Source organism: Pseudomonas sp. Ant30-3, assembly GCF_000690905.1.
Taxonomy (GTDB): Bacteria; Pseudomonadota; Gammaproteobacteria; order Pseudomonadales; family Pseudomonadaceae; genus Aquipseudomonas.
On sequence record NZ_JMCL01000018.1, the window covers coordinates 83064 to 98675 of the forward strand.

Annotated in this window: 16 protein-coding genes; 5 read left to right on the forward strand and 11 right to left on the reverse strand. The window is 57.5% G+C overall.

Features of this window, described 5'->3' with window-relative positions; genetic code table 11:
- Nucleotides 1-33: 33 nt before the first annotated feature.
- From DU29_RS0104765 to DU29_RS0104805, 8 genes are all read right to left on the reverse strand, one after another.
- Entirely contained in the window at nt 34-3678 is a 3645-nt protein-coding gene (locus tag DU29_RS0104765; protein WP_028620683.1) for a transporter substrate-binding domain-containing protein, read from the reverse strand.
- Between the two features lie 8 nt (nt 3679-3686).
- On the reverse strand, nt 3687-4313 hold the full coding sequence (locus tag DU29_RS0104770) for a response regulator transcription factor (RefSeq protein WP_028620684.1): 627 nt from the start codon (nt 4311-4313) through the stop codon (nt 3687-3689).
- A gap of 485 nt (nt 4314-4798) precedes the next feature.
- Complete coding sequence (locus DU29_RS0104775) at nt 4799-6127, reverse strand: deoxyguanosinetriphosphate triphosphohydrolase (RefSeq protein ID WP_028620685.1); 1329 nt, start codon at nt 6125-6127, stop codon at nt 4799-4801.
- Between the two features lie 67 nt (nt 6128-6194).
- The gene (locus tag DU29_RS0104780) at nt 6195-7358 is read right to left on the reverse strand and encodes an EAL domain-containing protein (RefSeq protein ID WP_028620686.1); all 1164 of its coding nucleotides are present in this window, start codon (nt 7356-7358) and stop codon (nt 6195-6197) included.
- A 122-nt stretch (nt 7359-7480) separates the two neighbouring features.
- A complete protein-coding gene (locus DU29_RS0104785; protein ID WP_028620687.1) occupies nt 7481-7822 on the reverse strand; it encodes a hypothetical protein in 342 nt (113 codons plus the stop codon).
- Entirely contained in the window at nt 7819-8208 is a 390-nt protein-coding gene (locus DU29_RS0104790) for a phage holin family protein (protein ID WP_028620688.1), read from the reverse strand. The genes DU29_RS0104785 and DU29_RS0104790 overlap by 4 nt, the downstream gene beginning before the upstream one ends.
- Nucleotides 8209-8210: 2 nt before the next feature.
- Nucleotides 8211-8525, reverse strand: a complete 315-nt coding sequence (locus tag DU29_RS0104795; RefSeq protein ID WP_028620689.1) for a DUF883 family protein — start codon at nt 8523-8525, stop codon at nt 8211-8213.
- A 211-nt stretch (nt 8526-8736) separates the two neighbouring features.
- A complete protein-coding gene (locus DU29_RS0104805) occupies nt 8737-10449 on the reverse strand; it encodes a cation:proton antiporter (RefSeq protein ID WP_028620690.1) in 1713 nt (570 codons plus the stop codon).
- A 208-nt stretch (nt 10450-10657) separates the two neighbouring features.
- On the opposite strand from DU29_RS0104805, the gene DU29_RS0104815 reads away from it, so the two are divergent.
- The 3 genes from DU29_RS0104815 (at nt 10658) to DU29_RS0104825 (ending at nt 12333) form a co-directional block, all read left to right on the forward strand.
- Entirely contained in the window at nt 10658-10894 is a 237-nt protein-coding gene (locus DU29_RS0104815) for a glutaredoxin family protein (RefSeq protein WP_028620691.1), read from the forward strand.
- A 157-nt stretch (nt 10895-11051) separates the two neighbouring features.
- Nucleotides 11052-11372, forward strand: a complete 321-nt coding sequence (locus DU29_RS0104820; RefSeq protein ID WP_028620692.1) for a transcriptional regulator — start codon at nt 11052-11054, stop codon at nt 11370-11372.
- A 70-nt stretch (nt 11373-11442) separates the two neighbouring features.
- The gene (locus DU29_RS0104825) at nt 11443-12333 is read left to right on the forward strand and encodes a pseudouridine synthase (protein ID WP_028620693.1); all 891 of its coding nucleotides are present in this window, start codon (nt 11443-11445) and stop codon (nt 12331-12333) included.
- A gap of 70 nt (nt 12334-12403) precedes the next feature.
- Here DU29_RS0104825 and DU29_RS0104830 read toward each other — a convergent pair whose 3' ends face one another.
- Both DU29_RS0104830 and mobA read right to left on the reverse strand, forming a co-directional pair.
- Nucleotides 12404-12625, reverse strand: a complete 222-nt coding sequence (locus DU29_RS0104830) for a YgdI/YgdR family lipoprotein (protein ID WP_028620694.1) — start codon at nt 12623-12625, stop codon at nt 12404-12406.
- 76 nt (nt 12626-12701) lie between these two features.
- A complete protein-coding gene (gene mobA / locus DU29_RS0104835; RefSeq protein ID WP_028620695.1) occupies nt 12702-13304 on the reverse strand; it encodes a molybdenum cofactor guanylyltransferase MobA in 603 nt (200 codons plus the stop codon).
- 81 nt (nt 13305-13385) lie between these two features.
- Between mobA and moaB the strand changes: the two genes are divergently transcribed.
- Entirely contained in the window at nt 13386-13925 is a 540-nt protein-coding gene (gene moaB / locus DU29_RS0104840; protein WP_028620696.1) for a molybdenum cofactor biosynthesis protein B, read from the forward strand.
- Complete coding sequence (locus DU29_RS0104845) at nt 13909-15135, forward strand: molybdopterin molybdotransferase MoeA (RefSeq protein WP_028620697.1); 1227 nt, start codon at nt 13909-13911, stop codon at nt 15133-15135. The genes moaB and DU29_RS0104845 overlap by 17 nt, the downstream gene beginning before the upstream one ends.
- A 64-nt stretch (nt 15136-15199) precedes the next feature.
- Here the strand turns inward: DU29_RS0104845 and DU29_RS1000000131145 are convergent, their stop codons facing one another.
- Nucleotides 15200-15508 (reverse strand): hypothetical protein, encoded by a 309-nt coding sequence (locus tag DU29_RS1000000131145; RefSeq protein ID WP_028620698.1) that lies wholly within the window; start codon nt 15506-15508, stop codon nt 15200-15202.
- Nucleotides 15509-15612: the final 104 nt, after the last annotated feature.

Below are 15612 nucleotides of genomic sequence, written 5' to 3' on the forward strand. Positions count from 1 at the left end.
ATGGTTAACACACTGCTCAGCGAGCAAGCATAGTTAAGGCTCCGTCATCGTGCTTTGGTCATTCAAGGCGATTTGTTGCTGCAACGCCTGGCCGAGTTCGTCCATCGCCCTGTGCATGGCCGCGCTGCAGTTGATCAATTGGTCGGATTGAGCGGTTTCATGGCAAATATTTTCGAGCGCTTCGCAACTTTCTATCAGTCGCGCGGCCTGGATGATCCTTGCCGCGCCTTTGATTTTATGCGCGAGATCGAGATAGGACTTCAGGTCCGTGCTGCCTGCCAACGCCTGCAGTGCCAGGCGGTCCTGGTCATTGCTGTTTTGCATCTCTTTCAGGAGGCGTCTGTCCATCGCCGGGTTGCCGCCCGTCAATAAGTGCAGGCCGGCGAGGCTGAACGCCGGTGCGGGGACTGACGGCCTGATGCCCGCCAGTCGTTCACTCAAGGCGGTCAGTGTCAGCGGTTTGAACAGGCAGTCATCCATGCCCGCGTGTCTGCAACGCTGTATTTCCTCAGGCAGGGCGTTGGCGGTATACCCCAGGACCGTGCAGGGCGGCCGCTGCGTCGTCTGCTCATGCCGGCGAATGGCGCGGGCCAGTTCGTAACCGTTCATGATGGGCATGTTGCAGTCGACGATCACCAGATCGAACGCACCGGTTTGCCACGCGTCGAGTCCGGCACTGCCATCCTCTGCGACCGTGGAGTGATGCCCGAGAAACTCCAGTTGCTGGCACATCAAAGAACGGTTGGCGGGATGGTCATCGACCACCAGGACATTCAAGGGAGTGTTGGTGAACGATATGTCAGCATCAGCCGGCGGTCGGCACGGCTCGGCTACCTGGCAGACGAGGTTCAGAGAAACCTTGATCAACGTGCCGACGCCAAGCCGACTCTCCAGTTGCAGACTGCCGCCCATCATCTCGCACAGGTTGCGGCTGATGACCAGGCCAAGGCCTGCGCCGCTTCTGCCTGCCTGTCTATTGTCGCTGGCCTGGGCAAAGGGTTGGAACAGTCGCTGTTGATCCTGCACGCTGATGCCCACGCCGCTGTCATGGACCTGCAGCAGCAGCTGCACATGGCCGGGTTGTGCACTCGCCAGCAGTTCAACGACGACCCTGATGTGACCTTGCTCGGTGAACTTGATAGCGTTGCTGATCAGGTTGGACAACACCTGTTTGAAGCGCATGGGGTCGATCAGCACATCGACCGCCGGATTGTCGGGATTGAACTCGAGTTGCAGCCGCAGATTTTTCTGACGCGCGAGTCCCTCGAAAATCCGCACCACCGAGCCGATGATTTCACCAGGATTGACTCGCTCCGGACTCAGGCTCAAACGACCGGATTCTATGCGGGCAATGTCGAGAATGTCGCCGATCAGTTCGAGCATATCTTTAGCGGAGCGATAGGCGACATCGATGGCCGGGCGGTCTGGATGGTTGTGCCCGATACGTTTGAGCGTCAATTCGAGCATGCCGATCACTGCATTCATCGGGGTGCGGATCTCGTGGCTCATGGTCGCCAGGAACGTGCTTTTTGCCCGATTCGCTTCATCCGCGCGCTCTTTCGCCGAGCGCAGTTCCTCGAACAATTGTCGTCTGTCACTGATGTCGATCCAGCCACCGATGATGCCTTGCACATCACCACTCGAATCCCGATATGGAAGGATCCAGTGGTAAATAGTCAGCCGACGGCCGCCGATGTGCAGCGGGCGATCGAGGATCAGGGGCGTGCCTTCATCGACTACACGCTGGTAGTCGGCCTGATACTCCTCGGCTTCGAAAGCGTTGCTCAGGCTTCCTTCCATCACGCTCTTGCCGATGATGTCCTCGCGTTTGGCACCGAAGGCTTCGAGATAACTGTCATTGCAGCTTTGCAGCAGCCCTTGGCGATCGCGTACATAGATCGGATGGGGTGTGCCGTTGAGCAGCGATCCCATGAATTCCAGTTGGTCATTGAGCGCGCGTTCGGCTGCCTGCCGCTGCTTGATCTGGCGCCGCATGTACGCGTTCCACGCCATGGAAATCAGCAGCAACAGGCTTGCGCCAATCACGATTTGATAAAACAGTCTTTGATAGTTACGCCAGGTGCTCTGCGACGACGCCGAATAACCGCGCCAGCGGCTGTTGATGATGCCGAGCTCTTCAGGCGCGATGCTCAGGAGAGCTTTGTCGATGATCGCTTTTAATTCTTTGGCGTCGCGCCCGGTTGCCATGGAAAAATCCGCCTGCCGGGTACCGAGGGTCGTGGTGATCTGAAGTGGCTGTTCGAACAGTCGCGATGAAATGAAATAGTTGGCGATCACCAGGGAATTGACCGAGCCCTCGGCCTTGCCCTCGGCCAGCAGCTCGACGGCGCTGAAGGTGTCCGGGGTTTCGATCAGCTGAATTCGCGGGTATTCGCGGCGCAGGTAATCAATCAGTGGATTGCCTTGCGCCACGGTCAGGCGTTTGTCTTGAAGTTGTTCGAGGGTGGTCGGGCTGTCCGCGGATTTGCGCGTCAGCAATACGAAAGAATTTTGCAGATAAGGACGGGTGAAATTCAGCGTCTGCTCGCGCTGAGTACTGGGGAGCAGAGCCGCGATCAGGTCGGCTTGCTGATTATTGACCTGTTCGATCATCCCGCCAGTGCTGCGGCTGCGGCGAATGTCGAAGCGCAAGCCGGTGCGCAGCCTGATCAGTTCGAGAAGGTCTGCTGTAACGCCGCGAAAGTTGCCTTCACTGTCGAAAAAGGTCAGCGGTGCGTAGGCCTCATTGACAACCACGCGCACCACGGGATGTTTCGCCAGCCAGCGTTCCTCGGCGTCAGTCAGTTGCAGCTTTTGATCAGTGAGCAGTATGTCGCTGCCGGCACTCCAGCGCCGGGCAATGTCTTCACGCTGGTTGGGAGGGATTGCCAACAGCATCGCGTTGATGATCGCGAGCAGTTGGGGGTTGTTCCGGTGCACGGCAAAGCTGAAGCCGTGAGCTTCATGCTTACCGAAGTTGGCCATGCGGATGTTGTTGAGATAACCCTTGTTGAGCATGTAATGGGTCGAAATGGTATCGCCAAGGAACACATCAGCCTGGTCGAATGCGACCGCATTGATCGCGTTCTGAAAGGAGGGATATGAGGTGATGGTCGCTTTTGGGTATAGATCCCGGACCTCCCGCAAAGGCAGGTAGTGGTACACCATGCTCAATCGAAGGCCGGCGAGCCCGTCGGCCAGTGAACGGGTTTCTCCCTGACGTGTGACCAATACCGGTTGGTCCACCGCGTAGGGTGAGGACAGCACGATGTCGGATTGATGAGCCTCGAAACCGTTGGCGGTGCCAAGCAGATCGACTTCACCTTTTTCGAGCGCCTGGATTGCCGCGCCTCGGGACGCGTAACGGCGAACCATGATTGGCAACCCGGTCGTGGTGCCCAGAATGGCTGCGTAATCGGCGGTAAAGCCTTCGTAGTCCTGACCGCTGACGGTCAGATCGAACGGCGGATAATCCGGTGCCGATGTGCCCAGAATCAACTCCTGCTTACCCTTGATCCACTGTCTTTGCGATGCGTCGAGCCGTACGTCCAGAGCGCCGGTCATCGAGCGGCCGAGCAACGCGTAGGGTTCGCTGTCGACCGCGGCGGCGCACAGTGAGGTGCTCAGACCCAAACCTGCCAAGAGGATGATGCAACAGTCTTTTATCCGAGTGAGCATGCTGTTTCTCACACTAATGCATTTCGTTTCGCCATCTCAATCAGTTCAACCAGAGACTGCGCCTTGAGCTTTTGCATAAGGCGTTTTTTATAAGTACTGACTGTTTTGTTGCTGAGGAACATTCCTTTGGCGATTTCCTTGTTGGTGCGACCTTGGGCGAAAAGTTGTAACACCATTAATTCCCGATCGTTGACGGACTTGAAGAGCTCCAGCTCGGCAAAGCGAGCATCATCTTTTCTTACAGGATTCAGCGCTTCGCTGGGGAAGTAGTTGTAACCTGACAATACAGCTTTGATGGCGCTGACCAGCTCACTCAGGTCTTCCTGCTTGCACACATAACCCGATGCACCGGATTGCATGCACCGAATACCGAAAAGAGTCGGACACTGCGCGGTCAGTACAAGAATTTTAAGCGGTGTACCCATGGCGTTGAAACGCGCGAGTACTTCGAGGCCGTCCAGTTTGGGAATGCTGATATCGAGGATCACCAGGTCTGGCACGCATTCACGTACCATTTGCATGGCATCTACGCCATTATCGGTTTCACCAACGACTTTATAACCTTCGTGTTCAAGCAGCATCCGGACTGCAAGCCGGATAACAGGATGGTCGTCGACAATAAAGACGGAGTTCATAATCAATCCCATGGGGTTTGGATAAAGCGCGCACCTTAGCTCAGATGCCTGGAGGACCGCATGGACTCGCCCACCAGAAGCAGCAATATAGGAATAGTCCTACAAACAAAGAAGAAATAGACGACGTATCAACTAGGTTTTTATATGAGGAAGCGCAAGATAGTTGCTGTTGGATAAAGGCGATAACAAGAGATTTTATGTGGTTCAGGTTTAGTCAGATAAAGGCTTTTGGTTTGTTTGTAAGGTCAATGCTTTTCTGAATATGGGTTGTTTCAACGTTTTTGCAGTGTGTGCCTGTCAGGTTGTAATTGGGGCTGAATATTTAATATTTCGAATCGAGGGTGTTAATTGTTCGTGAGTGTTGCCAACTTATTGGTCCGGACTTCTACCAGCGCGCGTAGAAGATTGTTGCGTACGCTGCCAGTACTTGCACTGTCAGGCTGATCAGCCCTTGAAAGAAATGTAAGAGCTGATCAGCCGATGTCTCACTTGCTCGAACGGCCGGTCATTTCCAGCGCCATTTCACTGGCGTAGCTGTCGGTCATGCCGGCGATGAAATCAATCATGCGCAGGAACGAAGTGTGTAAAGGCCCGTCTGGACGCGGAGCGTTGTTTCCCAGCAGATCGAGAATGCGCCGGCTCTTGAAGGATGGCGTGCGCCCGTTGTGCTGTTCAAGTGCTGCGCCGCAGAAGGCATTTAGGAGGATTTCCAGCGTGGTGTAGGCGCCGATCTCGTGCAGGGTCTTGCGCTTGTCCTGGAAGATTTTTTTGCGCGCCATGTCTTTGGCATTCAGCACGCAACGCTTTGCCGGGCCATGCATGTGCTCAACGAGATCGCCATGCAGCGTACCGGCCAGCAACGCCTCCTGTTGCTCGACAAACGCTCGCGCGGCGGCATTGGTCAGGTGTTCGATCGCCTTGCCACGCAGGATCGCCAGCTTGCGTCGGCGCGAATCCAGCGGGCCGAGCTGGCGATAGGTTTCCGGCAGATCGTCGCCGACCAGGTCCAGCAGCAGCGACTCGACTTCGGCGTATTCCAGCAGCTCCATTTCGAGGCCGTCTTCGAGGTCGATCAGCGCGTAACAGATGTCATCCGCCGCTTCCATCAGGTACACCAGCGGATGGCGCGCCCAGCGTTGCTCCTCAAGTTGCGGGAGGCCGAGTTTATGGGCGATTTGCTCCAGTAAGGGCAATTCGCTCTGGTAACAGCCGAACTTGTGCTTTTTGTAACCCAGCGAATCAGCGTGCCTGGCCGTCCAAGGGTATTTGAGATACGTCCCCAGGGTGGCGTAAGTCAGGCGGGTGCCGCCATCAAACTGATGGTATTCCAGCTGAGTCAGCACGCGAAAGCCTTGAGCGTTGCCCTCGAAATTGAGGAAGTCCTCGCGTTCGACTTCGCTCATCGCATCCAGCCAGCCACGCCCGGCGGCCTGCTTGAACCAGTGGCGTATAGCGTCTTCGCCGGAATGCCCGAACGGCGGGTTGCCGATGTCATGCGCCAGGCAAGCCGATTGCACCACCATGCCCAGGTCGCTCGGTTCGCACCAGTCGGGCAGGGCGCTGCGGATGGTTTCACCGACCCGCATGCCCAGCGATCGACCGACGCAGCTGACTTCCAGCGAGTGGGTCAGGCGCGTGTGGATGTGGTCGTTACTGGTGACCGGATGGACTTGGGTCTTGCGCCCGAGACGGCGGAACGCCCCGGAGAAAATGATGCGGTCATGGTCTTTATGGAAAGGACTGCGGCCAAGCTCTTGCGGGCTGTGCAGAGGCTTTCCGAGGCGTTCGCGGGTGAGCAGGGTTTGCCAATCCAAGGCTGATCTCTCCGTCAGGGGACTGATCGCCTAGCTTCCCGTGTCGCGCCGATGCCTGCAAGCGGAACTACAAGCCGGCGGCGTCGATGTCGATGAGCAGCAGGCGCTCGCCGTTGTCAAAAAATTGCCCGGCAGTGAGGCAGTACTGGTTGCTGGTGGCGTCTCGATAGGTATTGGAAAGTGTCAGTCGACGCTCGTCCCAGCCCTCGGCCAGCAGGTGATAAAAGTACGGCCGCCAGGACCAGTTGTGGCCCAGATAGCGGTTGTCCGATTCCCAGCCGTTGCTGCGCCATTCCAGATTTGGCGTCAGCTGCGTACCGTGCCGATCGCACTGGTAGAAACGCAATAACCAGGGAAACGCATCCAGTTGCGGCAAGGCGCTGAGCGGCGCGCGGGCCTGCGCCCAGTTTTGCAGGATGAACATCAGCTCGGTGAGCTGGTGGCGCATCTGCATCAACCGGCCGCGTTCAGCGATTTTCTGCTGGACATAGCGCTGACGCAATTCGGCAAAGTGATCAACGAAAGCGTCAGTGGCGAAGAACTGCTCTTGCGCACGGGCGAACAAAAATCCCTGCACGTAACGAGAACCGCATTCCAGAGCAAAATTGAGTTGCGCGTCGGTCTCCACGCCTTCGGCAATGATCCAGCAGCCGGTTTTTTCCGCCATCAATGCCAGTGCCTTGACCACATCGCTGCTCGGACCACCCAATGCGGCCGCCTGGAACAAGCGCATGTCGAGCTTGAGAATGTCCGGCTGCAAGGCCAACACGCGGTCGAGCTGTGAATAGCCGGCGCCGAAATCGTCGATGGCAATTCGCGCACCCGCCTGACGGTAGCGCGCCACGACTTCCGCCAGGCGCTGAATGTCGCCGCCCAGTTCGGTGATTTCGAAAACGATCCGACGAGGGTCGACGCCGTGTCTGCTCACTTGCCTGAGGCTTGGCAGCGCCTGATCCTGGCGTAAGCGGCTGATCCAGCGGGGGGACATGTTCAAACTGAGGAACCAGTCCGACGGCGCTTCGTGAAGACGGCTCAACGCATTGTCACGGATCTGGCGATCGAGGCGGCGCAGGGCAATGGCGGGTGTTCGCGAATCGGCGAACAGCGGACCGACCGAGGTCAGTTGGCCATCGGCATGACGTAGTCGGCCCAATGCTTCGACACCGGCAATACGGCCGGTGGCGGTATCGATGAACGGCTGAAAGCAGGCGAGCGGTTGCCCGTCGATCACGAGGCCTCCTTAGTTAGTCTTGTTGTTCGGATTAACCTGAGGCCGGGTAAACGCACAGGTCTGAACCTCTCGATAAAGAGGTTCAGACCTGATTCAGTGCAAGAATGCAGCCAGATAGTGGCTCAATGCTTACGCGAGGAGCCCTGCATGACGAGCTTGATCAACGGGCCCAGCGTGGTGCCGAGACGTACTAACCGCGTCACACTGCTCGGGCCGCCGCTTCGGGCGCCTTTGCCTGTGAAAAACCCCAGCAATGTGACCGCAGCCATGCCCCAGAGCGGAGCATGTTTGATGCCGAAACCCGTTTGCAGGTTTTGCGACATACCGCGTACGCGATGCAAAGGCTGCAGCAGTTGCGCCGATTCCTGACGGATTTCCTGGCGGTGCATTTCCATGCGCAGGCGGATCAACGCTTTGCGCATTTCCGTCCGGGAGCTGTTATGAGGCATTTCGGGCAGCTTCATGGCAGCAGGCGCTCCCGATCATTGGCCAGTTCTTCCAAAGTGCCATGGAAGGGCGAAGATTCATCGAAAATCGCCGCTTTCAAACGCATCGCGCAGAAGATGCAGGCGAGGGTATAGAACACGCAGAGTCCGCTGATGGCGGGCAGACGATAGGTGTCCCAGAACAGGATCAGTACCAGCGTCGACAGGCCCACCAACAACAGCAATCCGAAGACCAGCGCCAGGCCTGCGAACAGCAGCAAGCTGACAGTGCGAGCTTTTTGTTCCTGCAACTCGATGCCGAACAGCTCGACATGACTGTGGAGCAATCCGAGGAAAGCGGCACCGAGACGCCGCGGTGAGGAGCTTTGACCCGCAATGGACGGGCCGGATTCGCCGATCGCCATAATCAGCGCCGAGTGGCCAGCAGGCCGATCAGGAACCCGACACCAGCCGCGATACCTACCGATTGCCACGGGTTGGCCTGTACATAATCTTCCGTGGCAGTGACGGCAGCCATGCCTTTTTCGCGCAGGGATTCCTCAGTCATTTTCAAGGTTTCGCGAGCCTGGAGCAGACTGTTATGGATTTGCTCCCGCAACTCGTCTGCCTGATCGCCGGCCAGGGTCTTGGTGTGTTCCAGTAACCGTTCGGTGTCGCTGACCAGAGTCTGAAAATCGTTCATCAGGATTTCTTGAGCAGTCGTTGCCTTGATGCTGGCCATGGGTGATCTCCGTGAGTGGCTTTCTGTTGCGTTCGAGTATGAGCCTTGCTTGAAGGTTCATTTCAAAATGAGCAGTCCGAACGATGCGATGTATTGGTGCGTCGTTTGGCAAATCTGCTTGATCAATGGGGGTGGGGAAAGCAAAACCTTAACGTAAACAGCAAGATTGCGCGCGGGGGATTCGCCCCTGACGCGCGACACGGCGCGAGAATTAATTTTCTTCGCCATCGGAGCCAGGATAAAAACCGTGCAGCAAACGATAACGGTCACGCCGCGCCTGATCGACTCGACTCTGCACCTGATCAGCCGGCAAGCCCAGCATGATTAACGCATGGGAGGCGAGCATCAGACTGGACTCGAGCAATTCGGGCACCACTTCGGTCGCGCCTGCCGCTTTCAGTTCAGTCAGCATGCTGTCGTCGCGGGTTCGTACGAGTATCGGCACCAGCGGATTAAATCGGCGTGCCTCCTTCAGAACCAGCAGGGCGATATCGGTCTGATCAACCGCGATGACCATTAGGCGCGCGCGTTCCAGTCCCACCGCGACCAGCAATTCGCCGCGGCGAGAGTCACCGTAATGTACGCAGGTTTCCGCGACGGCGGCCTCCTGAACCCTTACCGGGTCGGTGTCGAGCGCTATATAGGGCTGGCCTTCATTGCGCAAAACGCGGCCGATGGATTGGCCTACGCGACCATAGCCACAGATCACCACGTGATGGGTCAGATCAGCGTTGAGCGCACTGATTTGCTCGAGCTTGGCTTCTTCGTTGGGTTTGCGGTGCAAATGCAGGGCGATGCGTGGCGCGGCGCGCAGCAGCAACGGGGTCAGCAGCATCGAGCAGAATGTCGCGGCCAGTAGCGGCCCGCTGAAGTCAGCCGGCATCATGTTGTTTTGTTGCATCTGCGCCATCAGCGCGAAGCAGAATTCGCCACCCTGGGCCAGCGCCAGGCCACTGCGCCACGCGGTTTCGATGTCACTGCCACGCCATTTGACGAGCAGTGCTACCACGCAGCCTTTGATCAGCAGCAAACCAAGGGTGAGACCGAGGATCAGCAGGCTGTGACTGAAGAAGAGCTGCACATCGATCAACATGCCAATGCTGACGAAAAACACGCCTAGGAAGATGTCGCGGAATGGGCGAATGTCAGCTTCGATCTGATGCCGATAGTGACTCTCGCCAAGTAACATGCCCGCAAGAAAAGCACCCAGCGCGGGCGAGAGCCCCATCAAGTGAGTCAGCCAGGCCGTCAACAGGACAATCACCAGCGCCAGCAGAACAAACAGTTCGGCCGAGCGGGCCGCTGCCACCTCATGAAACAGGCGCGGCAGCAACCAACGGCTGGCCGCCAGCAGGCCGATGAACAAGACCACCGTTTTGACCAGTGTCAGCGGCAGTGCCCAGTACCAGGCTTGATCGCTGCTGCCGGCGAACACCGGCACCAACGTCAGCAACAGGACCGCGACGACATCCTGAAACAGCAAAACTGCGATGGCGTTCTGGCCGTGGCTGCTGAAAATCTCCCCGAGACTGCTCAGCTCCTTGCTGACAATGGCCGTCGAGGAAAGCGCCAGGCCAGCCCCGAGCAGCAACGCCGCAGTGGTCGGCATGCCCAGCCACATCAACAGCGCGCCCAGGATCGCCGCCGTGATCAACACCTGCAGGCCACCCAGTCTGAACACGACCTTGCGCAGTGCGATCATTTTCGACAGGGAAAACTCCAGCCCCAGAGAGAACAGCAGGAACACCACGCCCAGTTCGGCGAGGTCAGGCAGGTCTTCGTTTTCGTTGACCCAATTGAAAGCGGTCGGTCCGATCATCAGCCCCACGCACAAATAGCCCAGCACCGGCGGCAAGCGCAGGCGCTGGAAAAGGGCAATCACCACCAGGGAGGAGGCGAGAATGATCAGCAGGTTGGCGAACACGTAATCTCCAGTTCAGCATTCGGACTACTCAAGCGTAGAGCGAAAATGGTTGTGAGCATGGCCCATGTGACGTTCTGCATGGATGATTTGAGTCAGGAGTTTGCCGATAACCGTGGTTATCAGTTGTTTGAGGATAGACAGGTTAGCGACTCGACTGCTTTTCAGCGCAGGCCTAAACTAGGCGTCTACTTTCTAAGGTCTCGCGGTCATGCCTTCTGAATGTCAGCTGTTCGGCACCTTGGGGTGCCATCTGTGTGAAGTCGCGGAAGCCATGCTGATGGAGTTCGTCGAACATGGATTGCTCGTCGAGCTGGTTGATATCAGCGATAGGGAAGAATGGGTGGAAGACTATGGCCTGCGTATTCCGGTATTGCGACGAATCGACACCGGCGCCGAACTTGACTGGCCATTTGATGAAGAGCAGGTCGCAGCGTTTTTGCGCTGACCGGCATTCCCCGCAATCCATCCGTCGTTCTCCGTCTGTTGCATTGGCGAAAGCTCACTCATTCGGTTACTGTATGTTCATACAGTTATTCTGATTGCCTGATTCTGCGCGTTGACCGCCAGGATGACAGGCAATCCCGGAAGCAGAGGGATGAATTGTGGTCAATGTCGAACAGTTGAAGAAAAGCGTTAACCGGATGTCGGTAGACGTGGTGCGTGAAGCCGTTCACGAGCTGCGGCTGGATGGTCTGGTCACGGAACGGAAAACACCTTTCAACAAACTGCATTTCAATACCTGTTTCGCCGAAATTGAAGCGTTGTTTCAACGTGCGGGTTATCACCGGCAGCTGGATGTCGTGGGCTATCAGGGTTTGCTCTATGCGCTTTACGATCCGGTTCGCTGGGAGGCAGTGGATGTGTTGCGCTGGCTCAAGGAATTCACGGATGAAGCCGCGCGGACGCAGTCGATACCTGCCTGACTGAAATCGTACTAGGTTCGCGTGGAGCACTGCTGGATAATGCCGCCCTGCATTGAGGGTTATCGTCGGTATGTCCACTTCATCTTTTTCTGCTGCACACAGTCAGGCGAGCACATTGTACTTGCCGCCAGGTGCGTGGCGTACGGTGCTTGATTGCTTGTGTGAGCACTTCAGTGCCATCGACCGGGAACAGTGGCTCGACCGGATTGCCCGGGGGCGTGTCCTTGACGGGCAGGGCACACCCATCGCTGTTGATCTTCCCTACAAGGAAGGTCTGCGCATTCATTATTTTCGTGAGGTGCGTGATGAGAAACCTATTCCCGTTACCGAGTCGATTCTGTATGCCGATGAGCATTTGGTGGTGGCGGACAAGCCACATTTTCTGCCGGTGACACCGTCCGGCGAATACGTCGAGCAGACATTGCTGCGCCGCCTGATTCGTCGTCTCGACAATCCGCATCTGGTACCCCTGCATCGTATTGATCGACACACGGCGGGGCTGGTGATGTTTTCGGCCAATCCGCAAACCCGTTCAGCCTATCAGTCGCTTTTTCCCACGCGCCAGATCGTAAAACGCTACGAGGCCATCGCTAAAGCCTTGCCGGATCTGACGTTTCCCCGGGTGCACAAAAGCAGGCTTGTCGAAGGTGAGCCGTTCTTTCGCATGCAGGAAGCGGCGGGTGTCAGCAACACCGAGACGACGGTCGATGTCAGGGAAAAAAACGGCGATTTATGGCGTTACGCGCTTTACCCGGTCACCGGCAAAAAGCATCAGTTGCGAGTGCACATGGCGGCGCTCGGCGCAGGTATCTGTAACGACCCGTTTTATCCATGCGTGCTCACTGATGCTGCAGACGACTATGCCAATCCCTTGAAATTGCTGGCTCAGGGACTTCGGTTTGTCGATCCGGTGACCGGGCAGGAAAGAACCTTCGAGAGCGCGATTACGTTGCAGTGGTGACCACCAATCTGCAGCCACTAAAAAGCCCGCATCAAGCGGGCTTTTCTGTATCCGTTGTCACGATGACAAATTACAGCTCTTTGACCGTTCGAACCTGATCCTTGTTGACGCGGGTCTCTTTGCCGTCCAGTTGTTCGAACTCGTAAAAACCGGCTTCTTCGTCAAAATTAGGCGTATCGACGGCCTGGATTTCGCGACCATCATTCAAGGTGATCACGGTAGGCGATGCGCAACCGGCGAGGGTAGCGAGGCCCAGTGCGAGCATGAAAGTGGCGAGGGTCCGGTGAGTCATGAGTGTGTCTCCGATAAGAAATCTTTGGTTACTGACCTTGAGACGTATACAACGCGCGCAAGTTCCTTGGCTAGTGTCAATCTGACACGGTGCTGTGTGAGCTCAGCAATTGCGGGGTATTCAGATTGGCCAGGCGTGGGTCATTGTCGGGGCATTGCAGGGCGTTGGCATCCAGGTTTCGCATGATCCGGCCGGGACTGCGCTCACCGGCATGCCAGGCATTTTCGAACACCTCGCACAGGGCAACCGGAATCAGGCAAAGCAGCGGTTCCCAATGGTCACCATGACGCACCATCACCGGTTTTTCAGGGTGCACATTTGCAGTCTCGCGCAGGCTTTGCAGGAGTGCCGCATCAATGCGCGGTACGTCGCACGGCAGGACCATGAGGAAATCATGCCGAGCGGCCTTCAACCCCGCACGAATGCCCGCCAGCGGACCAGGGAAATCGCCTTGGTCGTCATGCACCAATTGGTCAGCGTAGGGTGCGTAGCGCTCCAGGTTCCGGTTGCAGGAAATGATCAGATCATCACTGAGCGAGCGGGTCTTGCGATGCAGGTGTGCGATCAGTGGCTCGCCCTGCCATTCCAGTAAACCCTTGTCCTGGCCACCCATGCGTTGGCCACGGCCACCGGCCAGGAGCAGAATGGAACACGGCGGCAAATGTGCATTCGAGGTCATGGGCGGTCTCCATGGGGGCGGCATAAAAATGAGGCGCTGTGATATAACACCGGGCTGTTTATCCTACAACTGGACGAGCCTATGAACGCCAAGGCTGAAGTACCTTTTGCACCGCTCAACATTGCTGTGCTGACTGTCAGCGACACCCGTACTCTGGAAACCGATACCTCGGGCCAGGTTTTCGTCGATCGTTTGAACGCTGCCGGCCATCACCTCGCCGCCCGGGTGCTACTCAAAGATGACCTCTACAAAATCCGCGCGCAAGTTGCAAACTGGATCGCCGACGATGTTGTTCAGGTTGTCCTGATCACCGGCGGCACCGGCTTCACCGGACGCGACAGTACGCCGGAGGCAGTAAGTTGCCTGCTGGACAAGCAGGTCGATGGCTTTGGCGAACTGTTCCGGCAGATTTCGGTGGCCGATATTGGCACCTCGACCGTCCAGTCCCGCGCTTTGGCCGGATTGGCCAATGGCACGTTGGTCTGCTGCTTGCCAGGCTCGACCAACGCCGTACGCACCGGTTGGGATGGCATCCTCGGCGAGCAACTGGATTCACGGCACCGTCCGTGCAATTTCGTAGCCCACTTGAAGCAGGCGGCGCCTTGTGAATCACGCGGGTAAGCCGGGCAAGACCGGCAGCCTGATGGCTGTTGAGGTGGCGTTGGCGCGTTTGTTGGAAATGGCCGACGCCTCGCCAATCAAGGCGCGAGAACGCCTGCCGCTCGCGCAGGTCCAGGGCCGTGTGCTGGCCGATGACCTGATCTCGACGCTGGATCTGCCGCCGTGGCCCAACAGCGCCATGGACGGCTACGCCTTGCGCGTGGCTGACTGGACGGGAGAGCCGTTGGTGGTCAGCCAGAAGATCTTTGCCGGCACTGCACCGCAGCCCTTGGAGCCTGGCACCTGCGCGCGAATCTTCACCGGCGCGCCTGTTCCCGACGGCGCCGATTGCGTCGAGATGCAGGAGAACGCCGACCCCCAGGCTGATCAACGGATTGTATTCACGCAACCGCTGAGCCCTGGCCAGAATATTCGTCCTCGTGGCCAGGAAACCACGGTAGGTGAATTGGTTCTTCCCGCCGGTACGCGACTGGGCCCGATCGAGCAGGGGCTCGCTGCCTCGCTGGGACGCGCCGAACTGGAAGTGATACGCCGCGTGCGCGTCGCCGTGCTGTCCACAGGTGATGAACTGGTGGAGCCAGGAACCACGCTCGGCCCTGGGCAAATCTACAACAGCAATCGCATGCTGCTTTGCAGTTGGTTGCAACGCATGGGCTGTGAAGTGATCGACGCTGGCATTCTGGTCGACGATCTGGCGGTCACCCGCGCTCGTCTTGGCGAGTTGAAAGACGTAGACCTGATTCTCTCCACCGGTGGCGTCTCGGTGGGTGAAGCGGACTTTCTGGGCATCGCGCTGCGGGAAGAGGGGGAGTTGACCTTGTGGAAGCTCGCAATCAAACCAGGCAAGCCGCTGACATTCGGGCATTTTCGTGGCGTGCCGGTGATTGGTTTGCCCGGCAACCCGGCCTCTACCCTGGTGACGTTCGCGATGCTCGCAAGGCCTTATCTGTTACGTCGCCAAGGCGTCCAGAATGTCGAGCCGTTGAAGTTTGCGGTGCCCGCAGGATTTGACTGGTTGAAAGCAGGTAACCGGCGCGAATATTTGCGCGGACGCCTGGAGAATGGGCGGGCAATCATCTACAAAAACCAAAGCTCCAGCGTGCTGCGTAGTGCGGCCTGGGCGGATGGTCTGGTTGAAGTGTTGGAGGATCGTACGCTGGTGGCTGGAGAAAACGTCATGTTTATTCCGCTGAGCGAAGTGCTGAACTGATCTCACTTTCTGTTGTTTGCGCCTACCCGGTCGGGCGAACCGGGTTGTGCGTTTGTAGTGATGGTTACTGAGCGAGGAGTGTCACCACCTGGTCGAACCTACTGTTCGCGATCCAGCCCAAAAGCCCTATCACTACGGCTGTTCCACCAGCAGCGTAGGCCAGTCTGTGTTTGATGGATCGGACGTCGCCACGAATTTCCTCCATGTCCCTGCGGATGTACTTGAGATGTGTCTCCAGTTCGACGACGCGAGGTTCCATTTCAGCTTCTCCATTGAGTTTGGCGCAGTGGCCGCATTCGGTTTTGTAGTTGGCTCGACGTTCCGCGAGCGGTGCAACCGGTGAGCCCGGCTGCCTGAGGTGATGGCTGTGCATGATACGTCCCTGTATTCCCTGCTGATGACTGATAAACCGTAGTCGCAACTTGAACCAATAAGCTGAGCGGGTCAATTGAGCCGATTCCTCAGCTTTTGTAGGAA

Excerpts from the sequence above, each read along its gene's own strand:
- DU29_RS0104765 (WP_028620683.1), bottom strand. The coding sequence starts at position 3,678 with ATGCTCACTCGGATAAAAGACTGTTGCATCATCCTCTTGGCAGGTTTG.
- DU29_RS0104770 (WP_028620684.1), bottom strand. The coding sequence starts at position 4,313 with ATGAACTCCGTCTTTATTGTCGACGACCATCCTGTTATCCGGCTTGCA.
- DU29_RS0104785 (WP_028620687.1), bottom strand. The coding sequence starts at position 7,822 with ATGAAGCTGCCCGAAATGCCTCATAACAGCTCCCGGACGGAAATGCGC.
- DU29_RS0104790 (WP_028620688.1), bottom strand. The coding sequence starts at position 8,208 with ATGGCGATCGGCGAATCCGGCCCGTCCATTGCGGGTCAAAGCTCCTCA.
- DU29_RS0104795 (WP_028620689.1), bottom strand. The coding sequence starts at position 8,525 with ATGGCCAGCATCAAGGCAACGACTGCTCAAGAAATCCTGATGAACGAT.
- DU29_RS0104815 (WP_028620691.1), top strand. The coding sequence starts at position 10,658 with ATGCCTTCTGAATGTCAGCTGTTCGGCACCTTGGGGTGCCATCTGTGT.
- DU29_RS0104825 (WP_028620693.1), top strand. The coding sequence starts at position 11,443 with ATGTCCACTTCATCTTTTTCTGCTGCACACAGTCAGGCGAGCACATTG.
- DU29_RS0104830 (WP_028620694.1), bottom strand. The coding sequence starts at position 12,625 with ATGACTCACCGGACCCTCGCCACTTTCATGCTCGCACTGGGCCTCGCT.
- mobA (WP_028620695.1), bottom strand. The coding sequence starts at position 13,304 with ATGACCTCGAATGCACATTTGCCGCCGTGTTCCATTCTGCTCCTGGCC.
- moaB (WP_028620696.1), top strand. The coding sequence starts at position 13,386 with ATGAACGCCAAGGCTGAAGTACCTTTTGCACCGCTCAACATTGCTGTG.
- DU29_RS1000000131145 (WP_028620698.1), bottom strand. The coding sequence starts at position 15,508 with ATGCACAGCCATCACCTCAGGCAGCCGGGCTCACCGGTTGCACCGCTC.